The 24,480-nt window shown below is 69.1% G+C and carries 34 protein-coding genes; 2 read left to right on the top strand and 32 right to left on the bottom strand.

Features of this window, described 5'->3' with window-relative positions; all coding sequences use genetic code 11:
- Positions 1–27 precede the first annotated feature (27 nt).
- The 31 genes from truA to rpsJ form a co-directional block, all read right to left on the bottom strand.
- Positions 28–906 (bottom strand): tRNA pseudouridine(38-40) synthase TruA, encoded by an 879-nt coding sequence (gene truA, locus Sm713_RS02835; RefSeq protein WP_212911733.1) that lies wholly within the window; start codon positions 904–906, stop codon positions 28–30.
- Positions 907–1,021: 115 nt separating this feature from the next.
- Complete coding sequence (rplQ, locus tag Sm713_RS02830; RefSeq protein WP_212908113.1) at positions 1,022–1,534, bottom strand: 50S ribosomal protein L17; 513 nt, start codon at positions 1,532–1,534, stop codon at positions 1,022–1,024.
- 207 nt (positions 1,535–1,741) lie between these two features.
- On the bottom strand, positions 1,742–2,764 hold the full coding sequence (locus Sm713_RS02825; RefSeq protein ID WP_212908112.1) for a DNA-directed RNA polymerase subunit alpha: 1,023 nt from the start codon (positions 2,762–2,764) through the stop codon (positions 1,742–1,744).
- A 274-nt stretch (positions 2,765–3,038) separates the two neighbouring features.
- Positions 3,039–3,443 carry a 30S ribosomal protein S11 gene (rpsK, locus tag Sm713_RS02820; protein ID WP_003948617.1) on the bottom strand — a complete coding sequence of 135 codons (405 nt, stop codon included), beginning with the start codon at positions 3,441–3,443 and terminating at the stop codon, positions 3,039–3,041.
- Positions 3,444–3,503: 60 nt separating this feature from the next.
- Entirely contained in the window at positions 3,504–3,884 is a 381-nt protein-coding gene (gene rpsM / locus Sm713_RS02815) for a 30S ribosomal protein S13 (RefSeq protein WP_212908111.1), read from the bottom strand.
- A 218-nt stretch (positions 3,885–4,102) separates the two neighbouring features.
- A complete protein-coding gene (gene rpmJ, locus Sm713_RS02810; protein WP_003974245.1) occupies positions 4,103–4,216 on the bottom strand; it encodes a 50S ribosomal protein L36 in 114 nt (37 codons plus the stop codon).
- 59 nt (positions 4,217–4,275) lie between these two features.
- The gene (gene infA, locus Sm713_RS02805) at positions 4,276–4,497 is read right to left on the bottom strand and encodes a translation initiation factor IF-1 (protein ID WP_003948620.1); all 222 of its coding nucleotides are present in this window, start codon (positions 4,495–4,497) and stop codon (positions 4,276–4,278) included.
- 278 nt (positions 4,498–4,775) lie between these two features.
- Complete coding sequence (map, locus tag Sm713_RS02800) at positions 4,776–5,618, bottom strand: type I methionyl aminopeptidase (RefSeq protein ID WP_212908110.1); 843 nt, start codon at positions 5,616–5,618, stop codon at positions 4,776–4,778.
- Between the two features lie 452 nt (positions 5,619–6,070).
- Positions 6,071–6,724 (bottom strand): adenylate kinase, encoded by a 654-nt coding sequence (locus tag Sm713_RS02795; RefSeq protein WP_212908109.1) that lies wholly within the window; start codon positions 6,722–6,724, stop codon positions 6,071–6,073.
- Positions 6,724–8,037 (bottom strand): preprotein translocase subunit SecY, encoded by a 1,314-nt coding sequence (secY, locus tag Sm713_RS02790; protein ID WP_212908108.1) that lies wholly within the window; start codon positions 8,035–8,037, stop codon positions 6,724–6,726. The genes Sm713_RS02795 and secY overlap by 1 nt, the downstream gene beginning before the upstream one ends.
- A gap of 233 nt (positions 8,038–8,270) precedes the next feature.
- Positions 8,271–8,723 (bottom strand): 50S ribosomal protein L15, encoded by a 453-nt coding sequence (gene rplO, locus Sm713_RS02785; RefSeq protein ID WP_212908107.1) that lies wholly within the window; start codon positions 8,721–8,723, stop codon positions 8,271–8,273.
- Between the two features lie 2 nt (positions 8,724–8,725).
- A complete protein-coding gene (rpmD, locus tag Sm713_RS02780) occupies positions 8,726–8,908 on the bottom strand; it encodes a 50S ribosomal protein L30 (RefSeq protein WP_212908106.1) in 183 nt (60 codons plus the stop codon).
- Entirely contained in the window at positions 8,908–9,513 is a 606-nt protein-coding gene (rpsE, locus tag Sm713_RS02775; protein ID WP_212908105.1) for a 30S ribosomal protein S5, read from the bottom strand. The genes rpmD and rpsE overlap by 1 nt, the downstream gene beginning before the upstream one ends.
- A 39-nt stretch (positions 9,514–9,552) precedes the next feature.
- Positions 9,553–9,936, bottom strand: coding sequence for a 50S ribosomal protein L18 (gene rplR, locus Sm713_RS02770; RefSeq protein ID WP_212908104.1), 384 nt, complete (start codon positions 9,934–9,936; stop codon positions 9,553–9,555).
- 3 nt (positions 9,937–9,939) lie between these two features.
- Entirely contained in the window at positions 9,940–10,476 is a 537-nt protein-coding gene (gene rplF / locus Sm713_RS02765; protein WP_212908103.1) for a 50S ribosomal protein L6, read from the bottom strand.
- Between the two features lie 21 nt (positions 10,477–10,497).
- Positions 10,498–10,896 (bottom strand): 30S ribosomal protein S8, encoded by a 399-nt coding sequence (gene rpsH, locus Sm713_RS02760; RefSeq protein ID WP_212908102.1) that lies wholly within the window; start codon positions 10,894–10,896, stop codon positions 10,498–10,500.
- Between the two features lie 104 nt (positions 10,897–11,000).
- Positions 11,001–11,186, bottom strand: a complete 186-nt coding sequence (locus tag Sm713_RS02755; RefSeq protein ID WP_003956452.1) for a type Z 30S ribosomal protein S14 — start codon at positions 11,184–11,186, stop codon at positions 11,001–11,003.
- Positions 11,187–11,191: 5 nt separating this feature from the next.
- Complete coding sequence (gene rplE, locus Sm713_RS02750; RefSeq protein WP_212908101.1) at positions 11,192–11,755, bottom strand: 50S ribosomal protein L5; 564 nt, start codon at positions 11,753–11,755, stop codon at positions 11,192–11,194.
- Positions 11,755–12,078, bottom strand: coding sequence for a 50S ribosomal protein L24 (gene rplX / locus Sm713_RS02745; protein WP_212908100.1), 324 nt, complete (start codon positions 12,076–12,078; stop codon positions 11,755–11,757). Before rplX ends, rplE begins: the two co-directional genes overlap by 1 nt.
- 2 nt (positions 12,079–12,080) lie before the next feature.
- Complete coding sequence (gene rplN / locus Sm713_RS02740) at positions 12,081–12,449, bottom strand: 50S ribosomal protein L14 (RefSeq protein ID WP_189931916.1); 369 nt, start codon at positions 12,447–12,449, stop codon at positions 12,081–12,083.
- A 141-nt stretch (positions 12,450–12,590) separates the two neighbouring features.
- Positions 12,591–12,890 (bottom strand): 30S ribosomal protein S17, encoded by a 300-nt coding sequence (gene rpsQ / locus Sm713_RS02735; protein ID WP_212908099.1) that lies wholly within the window; start codon positions 12,888–12,890, stop codon positions 12,591–12,593.
- Positions 12,890–13,114, bottom strand: coding sequence for a 50S ribosomal protein L29 (rpmC, locus tag Sm713_RS02730; protein ID WP_212908098.1), 225 nt, complete (start codon positions 13,112–13,114; stop codon positions 12,890–12,892). Before rpmC ends, rpsQ begins: the two co-directional genes overlap by 1 nt.
- Entirely contained in the window at positions 13,114–13,533 is a 420-nt protein-coding gene (gene rplP / locus Sm713_RS02725; protein ID WP_212908097.1) for a 50S ribosomal protein L16, read from the bottom strand. The genes rpmC and rplP overlap by 1 nt, the downstream gene beginning before the upstream one ends.
- A 5-nt stretch (positions 13,534–13,538) precedes the next feature.
- Positions 13,539–14,396 (bottom strand): 30S ribosomal protein S3, encoded by an 858-nt coding sequence (gene rpsC, locus Sm713_RS02720; RefSeq protein WP_212908096.1) that lies wholly within the window; start codon positions 14,394–14,396, stop codon positions 13,539–13,541.
- Positions 14,396–14,743 (bottom strand): 50S ribosomal protein L22, encoded by a 348-nt coding sequence (gene rplV, locus Sm713_RS02715; protein WP_212908095.1) that lies wholly within the window; start codon positions 14,741–14,743, stop codon positions 14,396–14,398. The genes rpsC and rplV overlap by 1 nt, the downstream gene beginning before the upstream one ends.
- Before the next feature lie 50 nt (positions 14,744–14,793).
- Positions 14,794–15,075 (bottom strand): 30S ribosomal protein S19, encoded by a 282-nt coding sequence (rpsS, locus tag Sm713_RS02710; RefSeq protein ID WP_003948639.1) that lies wholly within the window; start codon positions 15,073–15,075, stop codon positions 14,794–14,796.
- A 12-nt stretch (positions 15,076–15,087) separates the two neighbouring features.
- Positions 15,088–15,924: a 50S ribosomal protein L2 gene (gene rplB / locus Sm713_RS02705; protein ID WP_212908094.1), complete on the bottom strand. Its 837-nt coding sequence runs from the start codon at positions 15,922–15,924 to the stop codon at positions 15,088–15,090.
- 39 nt (positions 15,925–15,963) lie between these two features.
- Positions 15,964–16,380, bottom strand: a complete 417-nt coding sequence (gene rplW, locus Sm713_RS02700; RefSeq protein ID WP_212908093.1) for a 50S ribosomal protein L23 — start codon at positions 16,378–16,380, stop codon at positions 15,964–15,966.
- A complete protein-coding gene (gene rplD / locus Sm713_RS02695; protein ID WP_212908092.1) occupies positions 16,380–17,039 on the bottom strand; it encodes a 50S ribosomal protein L4 in 660 nt (219 codons plus the stop codon). The genes rplW and rplD overlap by 1 nt, the downstream gene beginning before the upstream one ends.
- Positions 17,040–17,046: 7 nt before the next feature.
- The gene (gene rplC, locus Sm713_RS02690; protein WP_212908091.1) at positions 17,047–17,694 is read right to left on the bottom strand and encodes a 50S ribosomal protein L3; all 648 of its coding nucleotides are present in this window, start codon (positions 17,692–17,694) and stop codon (positions 17,047–17,049) included.
- A gap of 19 nt (positions 17,695–17,713) precedes the next feature.
- A complete protein-coding gene (rpsJ, locus tag Sm713_RS02685; RefSeq protein ID WP_003948644.1) occupies positions 17,714–18,022 on the bottom strand; it encodes a 30S ribosomal protein S10 in 309 nt (102 codons plus the stop codon).
- Between the two features lie 641 nt (positions 18,023–18,663).
- On the opposite strand from rpsJ, the gene Sm713_RS02680 reads away from it, so the two are divergent.
- A complete protein-coding gene (locus Sm713_RS02680) occupies positions 18,664–19,557 on the top strand; it encodes a hypothetical protein (protein WP_308293142.1) in 894 nt (297 codons plus the stop codon).
- A gap of 358 nt (positions 19,558–19,915) precedes the next feature.
- Positions 19,916–20,461, top strand: coding sequence for a GNAT family N-acetyltransferase (locus Sm713_RS02675; RefSeq protein WP_212911732.1), 546 nt, complete (start codon positions 19,916–19,918; stop codon positions 20,459–20,461).
- Between the two features lie 188 nt (positions 20,462–20,649).
- Here Sm713_RS02675 and Sm713_RS02670 read toward each other — a convergent pair whose 3' ends face one another.
- Positions 20,650–23,844 (bottom strand): glycosyl hydrolase 115 family protein, encoded by a 3,195-nt coding sequence (locus Sm713_RS02670; RefSeq protein ID WP_212908089.1) that lies wholly within the window; start codon positions 23,842–23,844, stop codon positions 20,650–20,652.
- Positions 23,845–24,480 lie beyond the last annotated feature (636 nt).

Genomic DNA, 24,480 nt, shown 5'->3' with positions numbered 1-24,480 from the left:
GCAGCCCAGAGGGGCGGCGGGTCCCCCTCAGCCCCGGGCCGCCGCCACGCCGGGCGCCGTGCGCCGCTGCCGGCTCTCGCGGTTACGGGCCGCGATCAGCTCGTCGGGCGGGTAGCCGACCTCTTCCAGGGTGAGCCCGTGCGGCCGCACCACGTGCACCGCGGAGTCGCGGACCCCGGCCGCCAGCACCTGCCGCGGCCAGTCGGGAGGCCGGTGCCCGTCCCCGACGAACAGCAGCGCGCCGATCAGCGAGCGCACCATGTTGTGGCAGAACGCGTCCGCGCGCACCGTCGCCGTGATCACCCCGTCCGCGCCGCGCTCCAGCGAGAGGTGCTGGAGGGTCCGGATGGTGGTGGCGCCCTCGCGCCGCTTGCAGTAGGCGGCGAAGTCGTGCTCCCCGAGCAGCAGCCGGGCCGCCTCGCTCATGGCGTCCAGGTCGAGCGGCCAGTCGTGCCAGAGGACGTGGCCGCGCAGCAGCGGGTCAACGCCGCCGGGGTGGTCGGTGACGCGGTAGGCGTAGCGGCGCCAGAGCGCCGAGAACCGCGCGTTGAAGCCCGCCGGGGCCTCGCTGACCGCCCAGACCCGCACGTCCTTCGGCAGCCGCCCAGCGAGCCGCTTGAGCAGCTTCTCGCGGTGCTCCGCCCACAGCGGCGCGGGCAGGTCCGCATGGGCCACCTGGCCGCGCGCGTGCACCCCGGCGTCGGTGCGGCCGGCCACGGTCAGCTCGGGGCCCCGGGCGACCCTCAGCACGATCCTGAGCGCCTCCTCGACCTCCCACTGAACGGTCCGCCGCTCCCCCTGCCGGGCCCAGCCGTGGAACCCCGCCCCGTCGTAGGACAGGTCCAGGCGGACCCTGACCGTGTCCTCGCCCGTGTACTCGCCCGCGTCCTCGGTACCTTCGGCCACTACCTCGTCACTCACCCGATCACCCTTCGCACCGCCGCTCGCACCCTCCGGCACATGTGAAAGCGGGCCCGCCCCGAGGGGCAGACCCGCTCACACGGCCAGGCAACCGATCGCCTCAGTCCTCCGACGAGGCCGCGCCCTCGGAGGAGCCGCCCTCGGCCGGGGCCTCGGCCTCGGCCTCGGCGGGCGTCTCGGCCTTCTTCAGGGCGTCTTCCTTGACGGCACGCTGGGTGGCCGCCTCGGCCTCGCCGGTGGCCTGCTGCGCCACCGTCAGCGCCTCCACCAGCTCGATGACCGCCATGGGGGCGTTGTCGCCCCGACGGTTACCGATCTTGGTGATCCGGGTGTAGCCACCCGGGCGGTTCTCGTAGCGGGGACCGATCTCCGTGAAGAGCGTGTGGACCACGCCCTTGTCGGTGATCACCTGAAGCACCTGGCGGCGGTTGTGAAGGTCGCCCTTCTTCGCCTTGGTGATCAGACGCTCGGCGTACGGCCGCAGGCGGCGGGCCTTCGCCTGGGTCGTGGTGATCCTGCCGTGCTCGAACAGCGACCTGGCCAGGTTCGCCAGGAGCAGCCGCTCGTGCGCGGCGCTGCCGCCCAGACGGGCACCCTTGGTGGGCTTCGGCATGGTGATTCTCCTAGGTGTCTGCCCCGGCCGTATCAGGTACCGGAGTCAGTATCCGAGCGGGCGGTCGCCCGTCGGAGATCCGGGCCCCGAAGGACCCGGAGACCTCGCGCCCCCTAAGGGGGGCGCGGGGAACTGCGCGACCGGCCGCAGCCGACCCGCAGCCGAGATACATCGTTGCGCACCCGAAGGAGCGCAGGCGCGGAGCGCCTAGTACTGCTCGGTCTCGACGAAACCCGCATCCGCGTCGTCGTCCGCACCGAACGCGTCCGCCGCGGCGGTCGGGTCGAATCCGGGCGGGCTGTCCTTGAGCGCCAGGCCCATACCCGCGAGCTTCGCCTTGACCTCGTCGATCGACTTGGCACCGAAGTTGCGGATGTCCAGCAGGTCCGCCTCGGAGCGCGCGACCAGCTCACCCACGGAGTGGATGCCCTCACGCTTGAGGCAGTTGTAGGACCGGACCGTCAGCTCCAGCTCCTCGATCGGCAGCGCCAGGTCCGCGGCGAGGGCGGCGTCCGTCGGCGACGGACCCATGTCGATGCCCTCCTGGTCGATGTTGAGCTCACGGGCGAGGCCGAAGAGCTCCACCAGGGTCTTGCCCGCGGACGCCATGGCGTCGCGCGGCCGCATGGCCTGCTTGGTCTCGACGTCGACGATCAGCTTGTCGAAGTCGGTGCGCTGCTCGACACGGGTCGCCTCGACCTTGTACGTGACCTTGAGCACCGGCGAGTAGATCGAGTCGACCGGGATCCGGCCGATCTCCTGGCCGACCTGCTTGTTCTGCACGGCGGAGACGTAGCCGCGGCCGCGCTCGACGGTCAGCTCCATCTCCAGCTTGCCCTTGCCGTTCAGCGTGGCGAGGACGAGGTCCGGGTTGTGCACCTCGACGCCCGCGGGCGGCGCGATGTCGGCCGCGGTCACCAGGCCCGGGCCCTGCTTGCGCAGGTACATCACCACGGGCTCGTCGTGCTCGCTGGAGACGACGAGCTGCTTGATGTTGAGGATGAGGTCGGTCACGTCCTCCTTGACGCCCGGCACGGTGGTGAACTCGTGCAGGACGCCGTCGATGCGGATGGACGTGATCGCCGCACCCGGGATCGAGGAGAGGAGCGTACGGCGCATGGAGTTGCCGAGCGTGTAGCCGAAGCCCGGCTCCAGCGGCTCGATGACGAACCGGGAGCGGAACTCGTCGACGACCTCTTCGGTCAACGAGGGACGCTGAGCGATCAGCATGTGTGGATCAGATCCTTCAGTTCGTGGACGCCCGCTATTTGACGCCCGACGGACCGCGCGCACTCGCGCGGTGTACTGCAAGGGTACGGGTGGTACGGCGAAACCGTGCCGTACCACCCGTAACCATCAGCGGTGGGACCCGCTGCCGAAGGCCGGAATCCGGCCGTCGCACGGTGTCGGACCCGGCGGCGCTTCGGCGGGCGGCAGCCGTGCTGTGACATGAGGGGGACGACCCCCTCACCCCCAGCCGGGCAGCCATGCCGGCACCCGCGCGTCAGACCCGGCGGCGCTTCGGCGGGCGGCAGCCGTTGTGCGGCGTGGGCGTCACGTCCTGGATGGAGCCCACCTCGAGGCCGGTCGCCTGGAGCGAGCGGATGGCGGTCTCACGGCCCGAACCCGGGCCCTTGACGAAGACGTCCACCTTGCGCATGCCGTGCTCCTGCGCGCGGCGCGCGGCCGACTCGGCGGCCATCTGCGCGGCGAACGGGGTCGACTTGCGCGAGCCCTTGAAGCCGACGTGGCCGGCGGAGGCCCAGGAGATCACGTTGCCCGTGGGGTCGGTGATCGAGACGATGGTGTTGTTGAACGTGCTCTTGATGTGGGCGTGCCCGTGAGCGACGTTCTTCTTTTCCTTGCGGCGCACCTTCTTGGCAGCGCCCTGACGGCCCTTCGGAGGCATGTATTTCTCCCGTGGAGGTGGTCGGTCCTGCAGCGTCAGCTGTCGATCGACCGCTGAGGACTACTTCTTGCCCGGCTTCTTCTTGCCGGCGATGGCGCGACGCGGGCCCTTGCGGGTGCGGGCGTTCGTGCTGGTGCGCTGGCCGTGTACGGGCAAGCCACGGCGGTGCCGCAGGCCCTGGTAGCACCCGATCTCCACCTTGCGGCGGATGTCGGCCGCGACCTCGCGGCGGAGGTCACCCTCGGTCTTGAGGTTGGCGTCCACGTACTCGCGGATCTGGACCAGTTCCTCTTCGGACAGGTCACGGACGCGGGTGTCGGGGCTCACGCCCGTGGCCGCCAGCGTCTGCTGGGACAGGGTCCGGCCAATGCCGAACACGTAGGTGAGGGCGACCTCCACGCGCTTGTCGCGCGGGATGTCGACACCGGAAACGCGTGCCATTCAATGGCTCCAGTTGATCGTCGGAGGTCTTCCACAGGACCGGCTCCCAGCCGCCGGCTCCCCTTGCGGGAAAATGCGGTACGGCTGGGTCCCCGGCCTCCGACCGGGGGTGTCGGATTCCTGCGGCCTCTGGTGAGGTGCACGGGATCCGGGACCTGCGTATGTACGTGTCGTGCTTGCGTCGCGCGAAGTCTGCGGGTGCAGAGATGCGGTCCTGCTCAGCCCTGGCGCTGCTTGTGGCGCGGGTTGTCGCAGATGACCATGACCCGGCCGTGACGGCGGATCACCCTGCACTTGTCGCAGATCTTCTTGACGCTCGGCTTGACCTTCATGGGATCGAAGTTCTCCGGGTCAGTGCTGGAACCCCACGGGAGCGGGGCCTCAGCAAGATCTACTTGTAGCGGTAGACGATTCGGCCACGGGTGAGGTCGTACGGAGAAAGCTCCACCACGACCCGGTCGTCAGGGAGGATGCGGATGTAGTGCATGCGCATCTTGCCGCTGATGTGTGCCAGGACCTGGTGGCCGTTCTGGAGCTCGACCTTGAACATCGCGTTCGGAAGAGACTCGACGACAGTGCCCTCGATCTCGATGGCACCTTGCTTCTTGGCCACGCTTCGCCCTTCGAATCGACTACCTGAGTCGACTCCCTGTGACCCCACTGGTACAGGCGTCACAGGGGTCCAGGGCCGCACGGAGGCGCGGTGGACCACCGGTGGAGCGCATGCTGATTGGCGGGTGCACGAGAGCCGACGAGTCAGTCTACGTCAGTGCACCCGGAAAGACGAATCGCCGCTGCCCGGAGCAGCGTACTCGCATGGATTCCCAGTGACGGTGAACTTTATTCCTGAAGACCCCAGCCGACCTCACCGCCGGACCTGATCGCCGAGCCTCAGGACGCCGCGGACGGATCCGGGGCGGTGGTGATCCCGTACTCGGCGAGCCTGGCCTTGCCGCCGTCCGGGGCGGTGAGCACGAGCGGGCCCTCCTCGGTGAGGGCGATGGTGTGCTCCCAGTGCGAGGACCAGGTGCCGTCGGTCGTGATCACCGTCCAGTCGTCGTCGAGCACCTGGGTACGGGGGGTGCCGAGGCTGACCATGGGCTCGATGGCGAGGCAGAAGCCGGGGACCAGGCGGGGTCCGCGCCCGCGCCGTCGCTCCACGTAGTTCAGCAGGTGGGGCTCCATGTGCATCTCGGTCCCGATGCCGTGCCCGCCGTACTCCTCGATGATCCCGTACTTGCCGCCGCCCGGCTTGGGCTGGCGGCGGATGTAGGTCTCGATGGCGCGGGAGACGTCCACCAGCCGGTTGCCGTTCTTCACGGCGGCGAGCCCGGCCCACATGGACTCCTCGGTCACCCGGGACAGCTCGACCAGCTCCGCGGGGTGACCGCTGCCGACGAAGGCGGTGTACGCGGCATCGCCGTGCCAGCCGTCGACCACGGCTCCGGCGTCCACCGAGATGATGTCGCCGTCCTTGAGGACGACGTCGGAGCGCGGGATGCCGTGGACCACGACCTCGTTCACCGAAGTGCAGATGGTGGCGGGGAAGCCGCCGTAGCCCAGGAAGTTCGAGGTGGCGCCGTGCTCGGCGAGGACCTTGCGGGCGATGTCGTCGAGGTCCTTGGTGGTGGCTCCCGGCACGGCGGCGGCCCTGGTCGCCTCGTGGACGGCGGCCACGACCAGCCCCGCCTCACGCATCTTGGCGATCTGCTCGGGGGTCTTGATCTGCACCATGGCGGCTGTCGCCTTTCTTGGCCGGCGGGCCTGGCGGCCCGGATTCACCGACCTTCAACCTTAAGGCCAACGTCGCGCTCCGAAGGGGCGCGGGAAGCAGCGCCCCGGCAGGGGCGCGGGGAACTGCGCGAGCAAGCCGCGCGAGACCCGGGGACCGCCACCGGCCGCAAGGGTCACCCCCTGACGGACCCGGCCGAAGGCCGGACCAGGTAGGGGCGCGGGGCTGTGTCGATTTGCGGCTCCGCCGCGTGAGCGCGAGCAACCCATACCGGCCGGTGGTCTGGATACGACAGCATCTGCCCCTTCGGGACAGTGACGATCCGACGGTCTCGTCGTGGCCGGTCGCGCAGTTCCCCGCGCCCCTTGAGGGCACCGCGGTGGCCCCCCACAGAAACCTGCTCGCGCCCCGGGCCTCACGGAACCGGGGTGGCTCCCCACAGACGCTGAAACGGCTAGTCGGCGGACCCCAGGGCCGCCATCGCCCTCTCGGTGACCTCTTCGACCTTGCCGAGCGCCGAGATGGTCACCACGAGCCCCTGGGACCGGTAGTAGTCGATCACCGGCTCGGTCTGGGTGTGGTACACCTCCAGCCGCTTGCGGACGGTGTCCTCGCTGTCGTCCTCGCGCTGGTACAGCTCCCCGCCGCAGGCGTCGCAGACGCCCTCCCGCTTCGGCGGGGCGTAGCTGACGTGGAAGACGTGGCTCGCGTCGTTGCGGCAGACGCGGCGGCCGGCGATCCGCTTGACCACCTCGTCCTCCGGGACCTCCAGGTCCAGCACCGCGTCCAGCTTCATGGACTCGGCCTTGAGCATCTCGTCGAGCGACTCGGCCTGGGCGACGTTCCGCGGGAAGCCGTCCAGCAGGAAGCCGCCCTCGGCGTCCGGCTGGGACATGCGGTCCTTCGCCATGGCGATGGTGATCTCGTCCGGCACGAGGTTTCCGGCGTCCATGTACGCCTTGGCCTTCGTGCCCAGCTCGGTGCCGTTGCTGATGTGGGCCCGGAACAGGTCGCCCGTCGAGATGTGCGGGATCGAGAGGTTCTTGGCTAGGTACGCGGCCTGCGTTCCCTTGCCGGCACCGGGCGGTCCGACGAGGACGATTCGCATCAGCGGAGGAACCCTTCGTAGTTGCGCTGCTGAAGCTGGCTCTCGATCTGCTTCACCGTCTCCAGGCCGACTCCCACGATGATCAGGATGCTGGTACCGCCGAAGGGGAAGTTCTGACTCGCCCCGAAGACGACCAGCGCCACCGTCGGCACAAGGGCGATCAGACCCAGATACAGCGAGCCCGGCCAGGTGATGCGGTTGAGCACATAACCCAGGTATTCAGCGGTCGGGCGACCGGCGCGGATGCCGGGGATGAAACCACCATACTTCTTCATGTTGTCCGCGACTTCCTCGGGGTTGAACGAGATCGCCACGTAGAAGAAAGCGAAGAACACGATCAACAGGAAGTACATCGCGATGTAGATCGGGTGGTCGCCCTTGGTGAGGTTGGTCTCGATCCAGGTCTTCCAGGCGGAATTCCCGCTGGAGAACTGGGCGACCAGCGCCGGAATGTACAGCAGCGACGACGCGAAGATGACGGGGATCACGCCCGCCTGGTTGACCTTGAGCGGAATGTAGGTCGAGGTGCCGCCGTACGAGCGACGGCCGATCATCCGCTTCGCGTACTGGACCGGGATGCGTCGTTGCGCCTGTTCCACGAAGACCACGAGGCCGACCATCACGAGCCCGATCAGGATCACCGTGCCGAACTCGATCCAGCCGTCGGCGAGCGTGCCCTGCTTCTTGATCGCCCAGAGGCGGGACGGGAACGTGGCGCAGATCGAGATGAACATCAGGATCGACATGCCGTTGCCGATGCCCCGGTCGGTGATCAGCTCGCCGAGCCACATCACGACGCCGGTGCCGGCGGTCATGGTGACGACCATCACGATGGTGGTGAAGATCGACTGGTTCGGGACGATGTCCGTGGCGACCGGGCAGCCCTGGAAGAGCGCGCCGCTGCGGGCGGTGGCGACCAGGCCGGTGCCCTGGAGCACGGCCAGCGCGACCGTCAGGTAGCGGGTGTACTGCGTGATCTTCGCGGTACCCGCCTGGCCCTCCTTCTTCAGGGCTTCCAGGCGTGGAATGACCACGGTCAGCAGCTGGAGGATGATGCTCGCTGTGATGTACGGCATGATGCCGAGCGCGAAGACCGTGATCTGGAGCAGCGCGCCACCACTGAACATGTTGACCAGACCGAACAGGCCCTGATTCGCGCTGGCCTGGTCCATACACGTCTGGACGTTCTTGTAGCTGACCCCTGGAATCGGGATGTGCGTCCCGATGCGGTACACGGCGATGATGCCGAGCGAGAAGAGCAGCTTCTTGCGCAGGTCGGGCGTCCTGAACGCCCGGGCGAACGCGGTGAGCACGGTGCCTCCTGCAGCGACCCCCGCGCGCGTGCGTCAGAGGTGACGGTCTTGAGGTTCCAACGAATACCGGTCTGTGTACCTGTCAACCCACGCGCCCCGGCGCCTTGTGTGCTCCGGCGCGTGTGAAAGTTGGCAGTGGAGGCAACCTTACCGGCGACTCTGCCCCCGTGGAATGACCAACCGGGGATACCCCGTTTGCGGTATCCCCGGTTGGCGTGATTCAGGTCACCTGGTCATGCCTCGGTGACGGTTCCGCCGGCCGCGGTGATCTTCTCCTTGGCGGAGCCGGAGACGGCGTCGACCGTCACCCGCAGCGCCACGGAGAGCTCGCCCTGGCCGAGGACCTTGACGGGGCTGTTCTTGCGAACGGCGCCCTTGGCGACCAGGTCGGCCACCGTGACGTCCCCGCCGTCGGGGTAGAGGACGGAGAGCTTGTCGAGGTTGACGACCTGGTACTCCGTCTTGAACGGGTTCTTGAAGCCCTTCAGCTTCGGCAGCCGCATGTGGAGCGGCATCTGGCCGCCCTCGAAGCGCTCCGGAACCTGGTAGCGGGCCTTGGTGCCCTTGGTGCCACGACCGGCCGTCTTGCCCTTCGACGCCTCACCACGACCGACGCGGGTCTTGGCGGTCTTGGCGCCGGGGGCCGGACGGAGGTTGTGGATCTTGAGCGGCTTCTGCTCCGCCATGATCAGTCGACCTCCTCGACCGTCACGAGGTGGCGGACGGTGTGCACCATGCCGCGGAACTCGGGGCGGTCCTCCTTGACGACCACATCGTGCAGGCGCTTGAGGCCCAGCGTACGAAGGGTGTCACGGTGGTTCTGCTTGCTGCCGATGTACGACTTTGTCTGCGTGATCTTGAGCCGGGCCATCACACACCCGCCCCGGCACGTGCACGCAGCAGCGCCGCGGGGGCGACGTCCTCCAGGGGCAGACCGCGGCGGGCCGCGATCTCCTCGGGACGCTGGAGGCCCTTCAGGGCCTCCACCGTGGCGTGCACGATGTTGATCGCGTTGGACGAGCCGAGCGACTTCGACAGGATGTCGTGGACGCCGGCGCACTCCAGCACCGCACGCACCGGGCCACCGGCGATAACGCCGGTACCGGGGGAAGCGGGCTTGAGCAGGACGACGCCCGCGGCCTTCTCTCCCGTGATCGGGTGCGGGATGGTGCCCTGGATCCGGGGGACCTTGAAGAAGTGCTTCTTGGCCTCCTCGACACCCTTGGCGATGGCGGCCGGCACCTCCTTGGCCTTGCCGTAGCCGACACCGACGGTGCCGTCACCATCGCCCACCACGACCAGCGCGGTGAAGCTGAAGCGACGACCACCCTTCACAACCTTGGCGACGCGGTTGATCGCGACGACGCGCTCAACGTACGCGGTCTTCTCGGCGGCAGCTGCGCCGCCGTCACGGCCCTTCCGGTCCCGCCGCTCGCCGCCACCGGCACCGCTACCGCGGCGCTGGGGTCCAGCCATTGGAATTACCTCTCTTCGTCTCCGCTAGCTACGGCAGGCTCAGAACTTGAGACCGGCTTCGCGGGCTGCGTCGGCCAGGGCGGCGATGCGCCCCGCGTACTTGTTGCCGCCACGGTCGAACACCACGGCCTCGACACCCGCCGCCTTGGCGCGCTCGGCGACCAGGGCGCCGACCCTGCCGGCCAGCGCGGACTTGTCGCCCTCGCCGTCGCGGATCGAGCTGTCCAGCGTCGACGCGGACGCCACGGTGTGCCCCTTCAGGTCGTCGATGACCTGGGCCACGATGTGGCGGTTGGACCGGGTCACGACCAGGCGCGGACGCTCCGCCGTACCGGAGACCTTCTTGCGGATCCGGATGTGGCGGCGCTTGATCGCGGCGCGCTTGTAGGCGTCACCCTTGGCGATCTTCGTTCCGTATGCCATGGCTTACTTACCCGCCTTTCCGACCTTGCGGCGGATGACTTCGCCCTCGTACTTGACGCCCTTGGCCTTGTACGGGTCGGGCTTGCGGAGCTTGCGGATGTTCGCGGCGACCTCGCCGACCTTCTGCTTGTCGATGCCCTCGACCGAGAAATGGGTCGGGTTCTCGACCTTGAAGGTGATGCCCTCGGGGGCCTCGACGAGGATCGAGTGGCTGTAGCCGAGCGAGAACTCCAGGTTGGAGCCCTTCGCCACGACACGGTAACCGACACCGCTGATTTCGAGCTTCTTGACGTATCCCGCGGTCACACCGGTGATCATGTTCGCCACCAGCGTGCGGGACAGGCCGTGCAGGGCCTTGTTCTGCCGCTCGTCGTTGGGGCGGGTGACGTTGAGCACGCCCTCGCCCTTCTCGATCTCGATCGGCGCGACAACGGTGTGGGAAAGGGCGCCCTTGGGGCCCTTCACCTGGACCGTACGGCCGTCGATGGTGACGTCCACGCCGGTGGGAACCGGGATGGGAAGCTTGCCGATACGCGACATTGCTTTTCCTCCTCTTCCCGATTACCAGACGTAGGCGAGGACTTCCCCGCCCACACCCTTCTTGCCGGCCTGCTTGTCGGTGAGGAGCCCGTGGGACGTGGAGATGATCGCCACGCCCAGGCCGCCCAGCACCCTCGGCAGGTTGGTGGACTTCGCGTAGACCCGCAGACCGGGCTTCGAGATCCGCTTGATGCCCGCGATGGAGCGCTCGCGGTTCGGGCCGAACTTCAGCTCGAGGATGAGGTTCTTGCCCACCTCGGCGTCCTCGGTCTTCCAGCCGGTGATGAAGCCCTCCTGCTGGAGGATCTCCGCGATGTGCGACTTGATCTTGCTGTGCGGCATTCCCACGGTGTCGTGGTACGCCGAGTTCGCGTTCCGCAGACGGGTCAGCATGTCTGCGATGGGATCAGTCATGGTCATGAAGTGGCCTATGGCCTTTCTCGCCGGGGTTTCCTGTCTGCGCCATCCCTCTCCCCGTACGGGACGGGACGGGTGTGGTGCGGGGACCTACGGCGTAGTGGTGACTACCAGGAGCTCTTGGTGACGCCCGGCAGCTCGCCGCGGTGTGCCATCTCACGCAGGCACACACGGCAGAGGCCGAACTTGCGGTACACGGAGTGCGGACGGCCGCACCGCTGGCAGCGGGTGTAGGCACGCACGCCGAACTTGGGCTTGCGGGCAGCCTTCGCGATCAGGGCCTTCTTCGCCATCTCGCTCACGCCTCCTTGAACGGGAAGCCGAGGTGACGGAGGAGCGCGCGGCCCTCTTCGTCGTTGGTCGCCGTGGTGACCACGGTGATGTCCATACCCCGGACGCGGTCGATCTTGTCCTGGTCGATCTCGTGGAACATGACCTGCTCCGTGAGACCGAAGGTGTAGTTGCCCCGGCCGTCGAACTGCTTCGGGGACAGACCGCGGAAGTCGCGGATGCGCGGGAGCGCCAGCGACAGCGTGCGGTCCAGGAACTCCCACATCCGGTCGCCGCGGAGCGTGACGTGCGCACCGATCGGCTGGCCCTCGCGCAGCTTGAACTGCGCGATGGACTTCCGGGCCTTGGTGACGGCGGGCTTCTGGCCGGTGATCGTGGCGAGGTCGCGCACGGCGCCCTCGATCAGCTTGGAGTCGCGGGCGGCGTCGCCCACACCCATGTTGACCACGATCTTGACCAGACCGGGCACCTGCATGACGTTCTCGTACTTGAACTGGTCACGCAGCTTGCCGACGATCTCTTCGCGGTAGCGCGTCTTCAGACGCGGCGCGGTGGTGGCAGCAGTCGTCATCAGATGTCCTCACCGGTCCGCTTGGCAACGCGGATCTTGTTGCCTTCGTCGTCGAAGCGGTAGCCGACGCGGGTGACGACCTTGTTGCCGTCCTTCTCCACCACGAGCTGGACGTTGCTCACGTGGATCGGGGCCTCGGTGGTCACGATGCCGCCGGTCTTCGAGCCGCGTGCGGTCTGGCCGGTCTTGGTGTGCTTCTTGACCCGGTTGACACCCTCGACGAGAACACGGTCGAGCTTGGGGAAGGCCGCGATGACCTTGCCCTGCTTGCCCCTGTCCTTGCCGGTGATGACCTGGACCAGGTCGCCCTTCTTGATCTTCATGCCTACAGCACCTCCGGGGCCAGCGAGATGATCTTCATGAACTTCTTCTCGCGCAGCTCACGGCCGACCGGGCCGAAGATACGGGTGCCTCGGGGGTCGCCGTCGTTCCTCAGAATGACGGCGGCGTTCTCGTCGAAACGGATGTACGAGCCGTCCGGGCGGCGGCGCTCCTTGACGGTGCGAACGATGACCGCCTTGACGACGTCACCCTTCTTCACGTTGCCACCGGGGATCGCGTCCTTGACGGTGGCGACGATGACGTCACCGATGCCCGCGTAGCGGCGGCCCGAGCCACCGAGAACACGGATGCAAAGGATCTCCTTGGCACCGGTGTTGTCGGCGACGCGCAGCCGCGACTCCTGCTGGATCACGTCTTTCTCCTGATCGTCTGCCGGTTCCCTCCGGGGTGAGCCGGAGAGCCTGGCGGAACTGGTGCTGGAGGCCGCCGCCCGGTTCTCTGCCCGGGCGGCGGGCCCCAGCGGGGGCATGCGGGGCGCTGGGGCCCCGCAGTATTACTTCGCCTTCTCGAGGATCTCGACGACGCGCCAGCGCTTCGTCGCGGAGAGCGGCCGGGTCTCCATCAGGAGGACACGGTCGCCGACACCCGCGGCGTTCTGCTCGTCGTGCGCCTTGAGCTTGCTGGTACGGCGGATGACCTTGCCGTACAGCGCGTGCTTGACGCGGTCCTCGACAGCGACGACGACGGTCTTGTCCATCTTGTCGCTGACGACGAGACCCTCACGGGTCTTGCGGAAGCCGCGCTCCTCGGAGTCGCTCTTGGTTGCAGTCTCAGTCACGTTCGTCTCGCTCATCAGGCGCTCTCCACCGTCTCGATGCCCAGCTCACGCTCGCGCATCAGGGTGTAGATCCGGGCGATGTCCTTGCGGACGGCCTTCAGCCGCCCGTGGTTCTCGAGCTGGCCGGTCGCCGCCTGGAAGCGGAGGTTGAACAGCTCTGCCTTGGCCTCGGTGAGCTTCCCCAGAAGCTCCTCGTTGCCCAGTTCGCGCAGCTCGGAGGCCTTGGTACCGGCCGACATCACGCTTCACCTGCCTCGCGCCGAACGATGCGGCACTTCATCGGAAGCTTGTGAGCAGCGCGGGTAAGCGCCTCACGCGCAATCTTCTCGTTCGGGTAGGACAGCTCGAACATCACCCGGCCAGGCTTGACGTTCGCGATCCACCACTCCGGCGAACCCTTACCGGAACCCATGCGGGTCTCGGCGGGCTTCTTCGTCAGCGGGCGGTCCGGGTAGATGTTGATCCAGACCTTGCCGCCACGCTTGATGTGACGCGTCATCGCGATACGAGCGGCCTCGATCTGACGGTTCGTCACGTACGCCGGGGTGAGCGCCTGGATACCGAACTCGCCGAACGACACCTGCGTACCGCCCTTGGCAGCGCCGCTGCGCTTCGGGTGGTGCTGCTTGCGGTGCTTGACCCTACGTGGGATCAGCATGTCGGTCAGGCCTCCGTTCCACTGGTCTCGGCGGGTGCCGCGGGAGCCGCGGCGCCTTCCTCGGCCTTGGGTGCCTCGGCGCTCGCCGCGGCGGCGCTCGGCTGCTGCTGCGGCCTGCGGCCACGGCCGCCCCGCTCGCCACCGCGGCCGCCACGGGCCGGGCGGTCGGAGCCGCCGCCACCACGGGCCGGGCGGTTGCCGGCACGGGCGGCCGCGTTCTCGGCGCGGACCTCGGCGATGTTCTTCACGTCGCCCTTGTAGATCCACACCTTCACGCCGATCCGGCCGAAGGTGGTCTTGGCCTCGAAGAAGCCGTAGTCCACGTTGGCACGGAGCGTGTGCAGGGGCACGCGGCCCTCGCGGTAGAACTCCGAGCGGGACATCTCGGCGCCGCCGAGGCGGCCACCGCACTGGATCTTGATGCCCTTGGCGCCCGCCTTCATCGCCGACTGCATGCTCTTGCGCATGGCGCGGCGGAAGGAGACGCGCGAGGAGAGCTGCTCGGCGACGGCCTGCGACACCAGCTGAGCGTCGACCTCGGGGTTCTTGACCTCGAGGATGTTCAGCTGGACCTGCTTGCCGGTGAGCTTCTCCAGGTCGCCGCGGATGCGGTCGGCCTCGGCGCCGCGGCGGCCGATGACGATGCCGGGGCGCGCGGTGTGGATGTCGACCCGCACACGGTCACGGGTGCGCTCGATCTCCACCTTGGAGATGCCGGCGCGCTCCATGCCCTTCGTCATCATCCGGCGGATGGCGACGTCTTCCTTGACGTAGTCCTTGTACAGCTTGTCGGCGTACCAGCGCGACTTGAAGTCGGTGGTGACACCGAGCCGGAACCCGTGCGGGTTTACCTTCTGGCCCATTACCGGGTTCCTTCCTTGCTGCTGACGACCACGGTGATGTGGCTGGTCCGCTTGCGGATCCGGTAGGCACGGCCCTGGGCGCGCGGCCGGAACCGCTTCAGGGTCGGGCCCTCGTCCACAAAGGCCTCGGAAACGAAGAGGCTGGTGACATCGGTGTGGTCGTAGTTGTGCGCGGCGTTGGCGATGGCGCTGTTGAGCACCTTGCCCACCGGCTCACTCGCGGCCTGCGGGGCGAAACGCAGGACCGCCTGAGCCTCCGCGGCGTCCATGCCACGGATGAGGTCCACCACGCGGCGGGCCTTCATGGGCGTGACGCGGATGTACCGCGCCTGAGCCCTGGCTTCCATGGTTGTCCCTTCAGTGTCTGACACGTTCGTCATGTCGTTTGCACCCCGCGTCAGCGGCGCTTCGACTTGCGGTCGTCCTTGACGTGGCCCCGGAAGGTGCGCGTCGGCGAGAACTCGCCGAGCTTGTGGCCGACCATCGACTCGGTGACGAACACCGGGATGTGGGTCTTGCCGTTGTGCACCGCGATCGTGTGGCCGAGCATGGCCGGGACGATCATCGAGCGACGGGACCAGGTCTTGATGACGTTCTTGGTGCCGGCTTCGTTCTGGACGTCCACCTTCTTGATCAGGTGGTCGTCGACGAAGGGCCCCTTCTTGAGACTGCGCGGCATCTGAACCCGCTCCTAGCGCTTCTTGTTCGTCTTGCGGCGGCGGACGATGTACTTGTTGCTCGCCTTCTTGGGGGAGCGCGTACGTCCTTCCTTCTGACCCCAGGGGCTCACCGGGTGGCGGCCACCGGAGGTCTTGCCCTCGCCACCACCGTGCGGGTGGTCGACGGGGTTCATCGCGACACCGCGGACGGTCGGGCGGACGCCCAGCCAGCGCTTGCGGCCCGCCTTGCCCCAGTTGATGTTCGACTGCTCGGCGTTGCCGACCTCGCCGACGGTGGCGCGGCAGCGGACGTCGACCAGCCGGATCTCTCCGGAGGGCATGCGGAGGTGGGCCATCGAGCCCTCCTTCGCGAGCAGCTGCACCGAGGCGCCGGCGGAGCGGGCGAACTTGGCGCCGCCGCCCGGACGGAGCTCGATCGCGTGGAGCGTCGTACCGACCGGGATGTTGCGCAGCGCCAGGTTGTTGCCCGGCTTGATGTCGGCCGCGGGGCCGTTCTCGACCCGGTCGCCCTGGGTCAGGCCGCGCGGCGCGAGGATGTAGCGCTTCTCGCCGTCGGCGTAGTGCAGCAGCGCGATGCGTGCGGTGCGGTTCGGGTCGTACTCGATGTGCGCGACCTTCGCCGGAACGCCGTCCTTGTCGTGGCGGCGGAAGTCGATCAGACGGTAGGCACGCTTGTGCCCGCCGCCCTGGTGGCGAACGGTCACACGACCGGCGTTGTTACGGCCGCCCTTGCTGTGCAGGGGGCGGACCAGCGACTTCTCCGGCGTGGACCGCGTCACCTCGACGAAGTCGGCGACGGAGGCGCCACGGCGGCCCGGCGTCGTCGGCTTGTACTTGCGGATTCCCATTTCTCAGTCCTCGTCCGATATTCGGACCAGGGCGCTCCCTCAGGAGGCCTGGCCGAAGATGTCGATACGGTCGCCCTCGGCAAGGGTCACGATCGCGCGCTTGGTGTCGGCGCGCTTGCCGAAACCGGTGCGGGTGCGCTTCCGCTTGCCCTGGCGGTTGATCGTGTTGACCCCGGTGACCTTGACCGAGAAGACCGCCTGGACGGCCTGCTTGATCTGGGTCTTGTTGGCACGCGGGTCGACGACGAACGTGTACTTGTTCTCGTCGAGCAGCGCGTAGCTCTTCTCGGAGACGACCGGCTTGAGCAGGATGTCACGGGGGTCCGTGTACGACTTGCTCAGCGGCGTCTCGACGGTGTTCCTGCCCTCGGTGGCGTGCCGCCTCGCCTTGGCGATGCGGGCCGCCTTCGCGGCCTTGGCCGCCTTGGGGGCAATGCTCGGGTGACGCGTAGCCATCAGGCCTCGCTCCCTTCAGCGGTCGCGGCGGCCGGCGTACGGGCGGCCACGAAGGCCTCCAGGGCGGCCTGGGTGAAGACCACGTCGTCCGAGACGAGCACGTCGTACGTGTTGAGCTGGCCCGGCTCCAGGATGTGCACCTGGGGGAGGTTGCGGGCGGACAGCCACGCGGCCTCGTCGGTGCGGTCGACGACCAGCAGCACGTTCTTGCGCTCGCTGATCCTGCCGAGCAGGCTCCTGGCCGCCTTGGTGGACGGGGCGTCGCCCTCGATCACACCGGAGACGACGTGGATGCGGTCATTGCGGGCCCGGTCGGTGAGGGCACCGCGCAGGGCGGCGGCCTTCATCTTCTTGGGCGTCCGCTGCGAGTAGTCGCGCGGCACGGGACCGTGCACGACGCCACCGCCCGCGAACTGCGGCGCGCGGGTCGAGCCCTGACGGGCGCGGCCGGTGCCCTTCTGGCGGTACGGCTTCTTGCCACCGCCGCGGACCTCGCCGCGCGTCTTGGTCTTGTGCGTGCCCTGACGGGCCGCGGCCAGCTGCGCGACGACGACCTGGTGGATCAGCGGAATGCTGATCTTGGCGTCGAAGATCTCCGCGGGGAGCTCGACGGTACCGGCCTTGTCGCCCGCCGGCGAAAGGATGTCAACAGTGCTCATCGTTCCCTCAGGCCCCCTTGGCCGCGGTGCGGACCAGGACGAGGCCGCCGTTCGGACCGGGAACCGCGCCCTTGATGAGCAGCAGGCCCTTCTCCGCGTCAACGGCGTGGACGGTCAGGTTCTGGGTGGTGACCCGCTCGTTGCCCATGCGGCCCGCCATGCGCAGGCCCTTGAACACCCGACCGGGGGTGGCGCAGCCGCCGATGGAGCCGGGAGAGCGGTGCTTGCGCTGCGTGCCGTGGCCGGCGCCGAGGCCCTTGAAGTTGTGGCGCTTCATGACACCGGCGAAGCCCTTGCCCTTGCTCTTGCCGGTCACGTCGACCTTGCCGCCCGACTCGAAGGTCTCGGCGGTCACCTCCTGGCCGAGGGTGTACTCGCTCGCGTCGGCGGTACGGATCTCGACGAGGTGGCGGCGGGGCGTGACGTCGGCCTTGGAGAAGTGGCCCTTGAGGGGCTTGTTCACCTTGCGCGGGTCGATCTCGCCGAAGGCGATCTGGACGGACTCGTAGCCGTCGCGGTCGCCGCTGCGGACCTGGGTCACGACGCAGGGTCCGGCCTTGACCACGGTCACCGGGACGACACGGTTGTTCTCGTCCCAGACCTGAGTCATGCCGAGCTTCTCGCCCAGGATGCCCTTGATGTTCTTGGTCGTCATCGTTGGTCAGCCCGCCTTCTCAGAGCTTGATCTCGATGTCGACGCCCGCCGGGAGGTCGAGGCGCATCAACGAGTCAACGGTCTTGGGGGTCGGGTCGAGGATGTCGATGAGGCGCTTGTGCGTGCGCATCTCGAAGTGCTCGCGCGAGTCCTTGTACTTGTGCGGCGACTTGATGACGCAGTACACGTTCTTCTCTGTGGGCAGCGGCACCGGGCCCGCGACCGACGCACCAGTGCGGGTCACCGTCTCGACGATCTTCTTCGCCGAGGAGTCGATGACCTCGTGGTCGTAGGCCTTGAGCCGGATGCGGATCTTCTGTCCCGCCATGGCTGCTTCTTAGTCCTGTCTCTTGTTGAACGCTCTGGAACCCGGCGGCGGGCACTGGAGCCCTCCTCCGACCCACGCGGTCGGGCGTGTCGCGCTCCGCTCGCATGCGTGTCCGCGGTGCGGACTTCCCTTGCGAGGGGTGCGATCGACGATCCGACGACCACGGGCCGGGGCGGGACCGAGCGGTCCGTTCACCGGGTGCCTGGCCGGCGCCCCGCTGACGCTTCCCGGAAGATTCCCGTACGTCCGCCTCAGCGCCGCGGTCGGGATCCTGTGGATCCCGGGTGCAGTTGGGGCGACGAGTACTGTGGGACTCGCTTCCGGTCCTCCCGGCGGGAGGCGCGCAGCATCGGCACTCAACCGAGCAACCCGGACAGTCTGCCATATGGGCCGGGGCCAGGGCCAATCGAGCGGGGGATCCTACCCCTCGGGGGCGGGCGTCCAAACGGATGGGCTAGCTGCCACAGTGACGGCGGCCACATCGTCGCGCTGTCGCACCCCCTGCACTCCCCCGAGACTTCCCCACCTCCCACTCCCCGAAGCCTTGGGGTCCCTTTCGGGTGAACGCGCATGCATATCCGCCTGGCATATGCGAGCGCCGTCCTAGCGTCCTGTCCATGGTCACTTCATCCCATGAAGCGATGCATCGGATCTTCCAGGAGGATCCGGGCGTCTTCAGCCGCACCTTCCGCAAACTCGGGTATGCGTTCGCAGAGCCCGAAGAGGTGAACCTCTTAACCCCCGACCTCACCGAGACCAAGCCGCTGGAGCGAAGGCTGGACTCGCTCCTGCGCTTCGACACGGCCAACGACGGCAGCTACCTCCTGGCCGTGGAGTCACAGCGCAGGAAGGACCCGGACAAGCACGGGAGCTGGGCCTACTACCTGGGCTACCTGTACGCCAAGTACCGCATTCCCCCGGTCCTGCTCGTCGTCTGCCACGACGCGGGCACGGCCCGCTGGGCGGAAACCCCGTTCCACCTGGGCCTGCCGCAGTGGCGCTCGCTCTCCCTGCGGCCCCTCGTGCTCGGCCCGCACAACGTCCCCCCGGTCACCGACCCCGAGACGGCCGCCCAGGACATCCCGCTCGCCACATTCGCGGCGATCACACACGGCTACGACCCGGACGCGGATAGGATGCTGAGGGCGCTGGCCACCGCGTTGAAAACCGTGGACGAAGACACCGCGACCGTCTTCCGAGAACTCACCGAACTCGGCCTGGACAAGAGCCCGGCAGCACAGATCTGGAGGAATCTCATGGCCATCGACCTCTCGTTCTTCCGCTCGGAGACGTCACAGAAGCTGCGGGCGGAGGGGCGTACGGAGGGGCGTACGGAGGGGCTTACGGAGGGGCGCGCCGAAGGCCACGCTGAGCGGGGCGCCAAGGACCTGCTCCTGGTTTTCCAGACGCGCGGCATCGACGTGGACGACACCACGCGGCAGCGCATCACCGACTGCACCGACCCAGACCTCCTCAGCATCTGGCTGCAGCGCGCGATCACCGTCAGCCGCGCAGCCGACGTCTTCTCCGAGTAGCGGATCACCGCCTGGCGGAGCCGCGCCCGTGCGCGTTGTGCGCGGCCCGACAGCACAGACCTGAGGGAATCCCATAGCCGCCAGCGGATCACCGACTGCACCGACGTGGACACTCTCCGCACCCAGTTGACGAGGGCTGCCACCGCCGACCACTCAAGCGACGTCTTCGCCGAGTGACCTGCCCGGCCGGTCCTTGCCACGATCAGACGGAGGCGAACCCACCGGTGCACCCGCAGTGCGCCCGCCATCCCGTGCTTCGCCTGGGACCTGGTACGTTTCCCGTAGTCGTCATGCCTCCCTGCGCGGGATCCTCCCGCCCAGGGAGGCTTTTTTGCGTTCCGAGCCCCTGGAGGAGCCCATGCCGCACGTGACCGTCCGTCCCGCGAGCCCTGCCGACCGGCAAGTGCTGGAGCGGCTCTGGCTGATGTTCCGGCACGACATGAGCGAGTTCGGCGGGACGCTGCCGGACCCGGACGGCACCTACCGGACGGAGCGGCTTCAGGCCGCGCTCGCGGGCGGGCCGGACTGGGCCGCGTACCTGCTGGTGAGCGGTGAGCGGCCGGCGGGGCTGGCGTTCGTGCGCGGGCTGAGCGGGCCGAAGGCCGTGCTGAACAGCTTCTTCGTGGTGCGGGGCGCGCGGCGGGACGGCGTCGGGATGCGCGCCGTCAAGGAGGTCGTCGCGCGGCACCCGGGCCCCTGGGAGATCGCGTTCCAGGACGCCAACACCGGCGCCGTCCGCTTCTGGCGGCGGATCGCCACCGAGATCGCGGGTGACGCGTGGACCGAGGAGCACCGGCCCGTGCCGGGGCGCCCGGAGGTCCCGCCGGACACCTGGATCTCCTTCGAGGCTCCGGCAGGCACGGGCATCCCCGCGCGGCCCGTGGCCGGGACGGCCCAGGATTGAAGCCGGCGCCCGCGAGGGCCGCGCCGAAGGCTGAACGGTGAACGGGTTGCACGGCCGGTCCCAGCAGGTTCGGGGCGGGCCGGGACCGGCCGTGCGGTCGGGTCAGCGGATCGGGGCGGGTGCCCGCCGGCCCGGTCTGAGGGGTCGCGCGGGCACCCGCCCGCGCGACCGCGCCTGCCTGCCCCGGGTCAGGGCAGCCTGCGGCTCTCCAGCGGGCCGAGGTACGTCGGCTCCAAGCCGCCCGTGTCCACCAGCAGCCGCTGCACGACGACGGTCGGGTCGACCATCCAGAACGTCAGCCGGTGCACCCCTGGCGCCCGGACCGTGTGCCTGGTGGCGGTCCGGTTGACGTTGTCGGAGGTGTTCCGCGCCCACCGGGTGTTCATCAGGCCGTCGTCGGACCCGGTGACCGCGATGACGTCCACGGTCTGCGGCGGGTCGTCGTCGAAGGAGACCGCGTAGGACAGGCCGTCCCTGGCGAGGGCCGGATTGCGCGGCGAGAGGTACGCCCAGACGGTCAGCTCGCCCGGGGTCAGCACGGTGACCTCGTACTCCAGCCGCGGCGACGCACCGCCCGGCGTCTGCCGGGAGGCCGTGACGGGTGTCGGTGTCATGCCCGCGCAGGTCCGCCCGATGCGGTCGAGGCGCCGCCAGCCGACGCCGTGGGCGCCGACGGCCCGCGTGGCGTGCTCCGCGTCGATGGCGATGTACCCGCCCGCCTCCACGAAGCCCCTCAGCCCGTGCACCCCCGGCGGGTCCACGACCGCGGTGACGGTGACGGCGGCGCCCCCGGGCCCGTGCACGACGATGCCCGCCTCGGCCCGCCGCCGCGGCGCCCGCGCCCAGTCGACGGTGACGGTCGCCCGGACCTGCTGCCGCACGGTGCCGCTCGGGCGGTCCACCCGGAGCCAGTCCACGGTGGGCTCGATGCGGTAGGCGAAGGGCCTGCCACCCCGGTTGAAGACCTCGATGTACTGGTCGGGGCGCGTCTGGTGGGGGCTGAAGGCCGGCAGCCGGGCCTCGGTCGACGCATGCGGCCACCACTCGGCGGACCCGTCGATCGCCACGCCCAGCTCCGCCCGGTCGGGCAGCTCGATCCGCTTGACCGCGGGGAACAGCACGTCCGGGATCGCGACGTTGTCGATCTCCGGCTGCTGCCAGGGCGCGTTGGGCCCGTACCGCTCGACGTCGCCGTAGTCGATGTGCGGCTGGGTCATGAACCCCTGCCACTTGCCGCCCGCGATCTTCGTGTTGAAGCGGTCCATCAGCGCGAAGTCGTCCTTGAGGCGGGCCTGAGCGGCGGCGGCGCGGTCGTTGGCGGCGGCGCGGCCCTGCTCGGCGTAGAGCAGGTTGGTGAACTCGGCCTCGCGGAGCGCGTACAGGTTGGCGGTGGCCGCGACCTCGTAGCCGACCAGCCCGAACCACGCGTCCTGCTCGGCCGGGGGCAGCCGGCGCCCGAGCGACTCCGCCTTCCTCGCGAGCCGCTGCCAGTCCTCGGTGACCCGCTCCAGCTCCCGGTGGGCGGTGAGCGAGAACGGCGTGGCCTGGTCGTCGTAGACGATCGCCGTGTCGTCCTGCGCCGGGTCCTTCGCCGGGTCGAGGCTGATGCGGCGGTTCAGCAGCTCCGGCTTGCGGCGGGACTGGAGCCGGGCGTACTCGGCGAGCACGCCGGCGATGGCCCCGGCCTGGGCCTCGCCGAAGTTCTGGCGGGCGTAGCGGCTCTCCCACTCGGGCAGCGCGTCCAGGTCCCAGCGGTCCGGGTTCCAGGCGTGCTCCAGGAAGAACTGGGTGGGCAGCTCGTTGCCCTTGAGGTCGCCGACGTTCGCCACCCACAGGCCGTGGTTGCCGTAGGCGATGGCCTGGTGGAGCTGGTCCCACATGTTCGGCAGCGAGGTGGTGTCGACCCACTTGTAGTTGCGGCCCACCCCGACGTAGTCGAAGTGGTAGTACAGCCCGTACCCGCCGGACCTGGCCGGCTCCGCGGGGTCGGGGTGCATGCGGATGTTGGCCCAGTTGTCGTCGGTGAGGACGACGGTGACGTCCTCGGGGGCGCGCAGGCCCCGGTCCCAGTAGCGCTGGACCTCCTTGTAGAGGGTCCACACCTGCGGGACGGTGGCGAGGTCCTTGCCGGTGACGTCGGCGATGATCTCCCGCTGGGTCCGGATGATCTCCTGCATCAGCTCGATGCCGTCGCCGTCGGGCAGGCTGGTGTCGCCGTTGCCGCGCATGCCGAGCGTGACGACGCCCTCGAAGCCCTGGTCCACCATCCGCTGGATGCCGGCGCGCCAGTACTTCTTGATCGCGTCGGCGTTGTTCCGGAACGACCACTCCCCCGTGCCGCCGTACGGGTCGTGGCCCGGAGTGGTGATCTTGCCGTCCTTGTCGCGGACCGCGGCGACGGCGTGGCGGTTCCACTCCTCGATGCCGCGCATCATCGGCGCCTCGTGCGAGGTGCCCATCACGATGCCGTACGCGGTGGCGCGGGCGTGGTTGTCCGGGTCGTCCTCGGCGAAGGCCCGGCCCCAGACGGCCGGCCAGAGGTAGTTCGCCTTCAGCCGCAGCAGCAGCTCGAAGACCCTGGCGTAGAAGTCGGCGTTGAAGCCGCCCTCGAACCCCTCGGCCTTCCCCGGGCCGAAGTAGGCCGGCGCCCAGGTGCCGAGCGCGGGGTTCTCGTCGTTGATGAAGATCCCCCGGTACTTCACGGCGGGCGTGCCCTGGGTGTGGGCGCCGGGCAGCACGTAGAGCGCGTCGCGGCGCACCGGGCGGACGTCGTCCCACCAGTACCAGGGCGAGACGCCGATGCCGAGGCTCACGTCGTAGGCGCCGAAGATGGTGCCGCGCTGGTCGCTGCCGGCGATCACCAGGGCACGGTCCACGCCGGGCAGCGGCCGCTCGACGACGGCCTGCAACGACGTCTCCCACTTGCCCCGGACGGCGCTGGCGTCGAGCTTTCCCGAGGTCACCAGGGCGTCGACGAGGGGGCTCCTGCCCAGGGTGCCGACGAGCACGATCTCCCGGGCACCCGCCGCCGAATGTTTCGGGGCGGCGGCGCCCTCGGGGGTCTTCTCCAGGGCGGGCCTGACGCCGGTGACGCGCTCGATGTCGTCCCGGAGATCGGCGACGGCGCGGAGCACGCCCGGGTGGTCCCCGGCGCTCACCACGAGGGGGGCGGCGGTCCTGCGCGCGGCCAGCGGGAACGCGCCGGGCCGGTTCGTGAACGAGATGTAGGCGCCGGGGTCGGTGGGGCGAGCCGCGGCGGGGGCGGCGTGAGCGGCTTCGGGGAACCCGGTGACGGATCCCAGGGGGCCGAGGGCGAGGGTGCCGCCGGCGCCGGCGGCAAGGATCGCTCTCCGGCCCGGCGGGGCGGGGGTGGGGCTGTCCATCGGGGCTCCTCCGTTCCCTGAGGGGCGGCCGGGGGCTGACGGTCGGCCGAGGCATATCCTTCTTCGAAAGATTCACCGAAACAATGCCTAGGCATGACCGAAACATTTTCGTGGGATGCCGATGCCGCGGTGGCCCCTGACGTGAAGGGTCACCCCTCCGTCGTTCAGGGGCGCGGGGCTGTGTCGATATGCGGCTCGCCGCGCGGGCGCGAGCAATCACCCACCTGCCGATGGCCCGCACACGACCGCGACTGCCCCCTCGGGGCGGTGACGATCTGACGTCCCCCACTGCCTGAAGGGAGTGGGGGTGCCCCCAGTCGTGGCTGATCGCGCAGTTCTCCGCGCCCCCAGGGTGGGCCAGGGCGACCCCTGACTCGAAGGGGCACCTCTTAAGGGGCGCGGGGAACTGCGCGAGCAACCCACTACCCACCGGTGGTCCGGACACGACCGCGACTGCCCCTCGGGACGGTGGCGACCTGCAGGTCTCGTCGTGGCTAATCGCGCAGTTCCCCGCGCCCCTCCGGGGATAGCCCCTTACTCCAGGGGCGCCGCAGGCAGGGCACGGGGTGGCCCCCGGCATCACGGGAAAACGCAAAGGACCCGCACGACCGAAATCGCGCGGGTCCTTTCGGGTGG

This window comes from Streptomyces sp. TS71-3, from assembly GCF_018327685.1.
Lineage (GTDB): Bacteria > Actinomycetota > Actinomycetes > Streptomycetales > Streptomycetaceae > Streptomyces.
The sequence above is the reverse complement of the archived record's forward strand: the minus strand, read 5'-3'. Positions and strand labels throughout refer to the sequence as shown.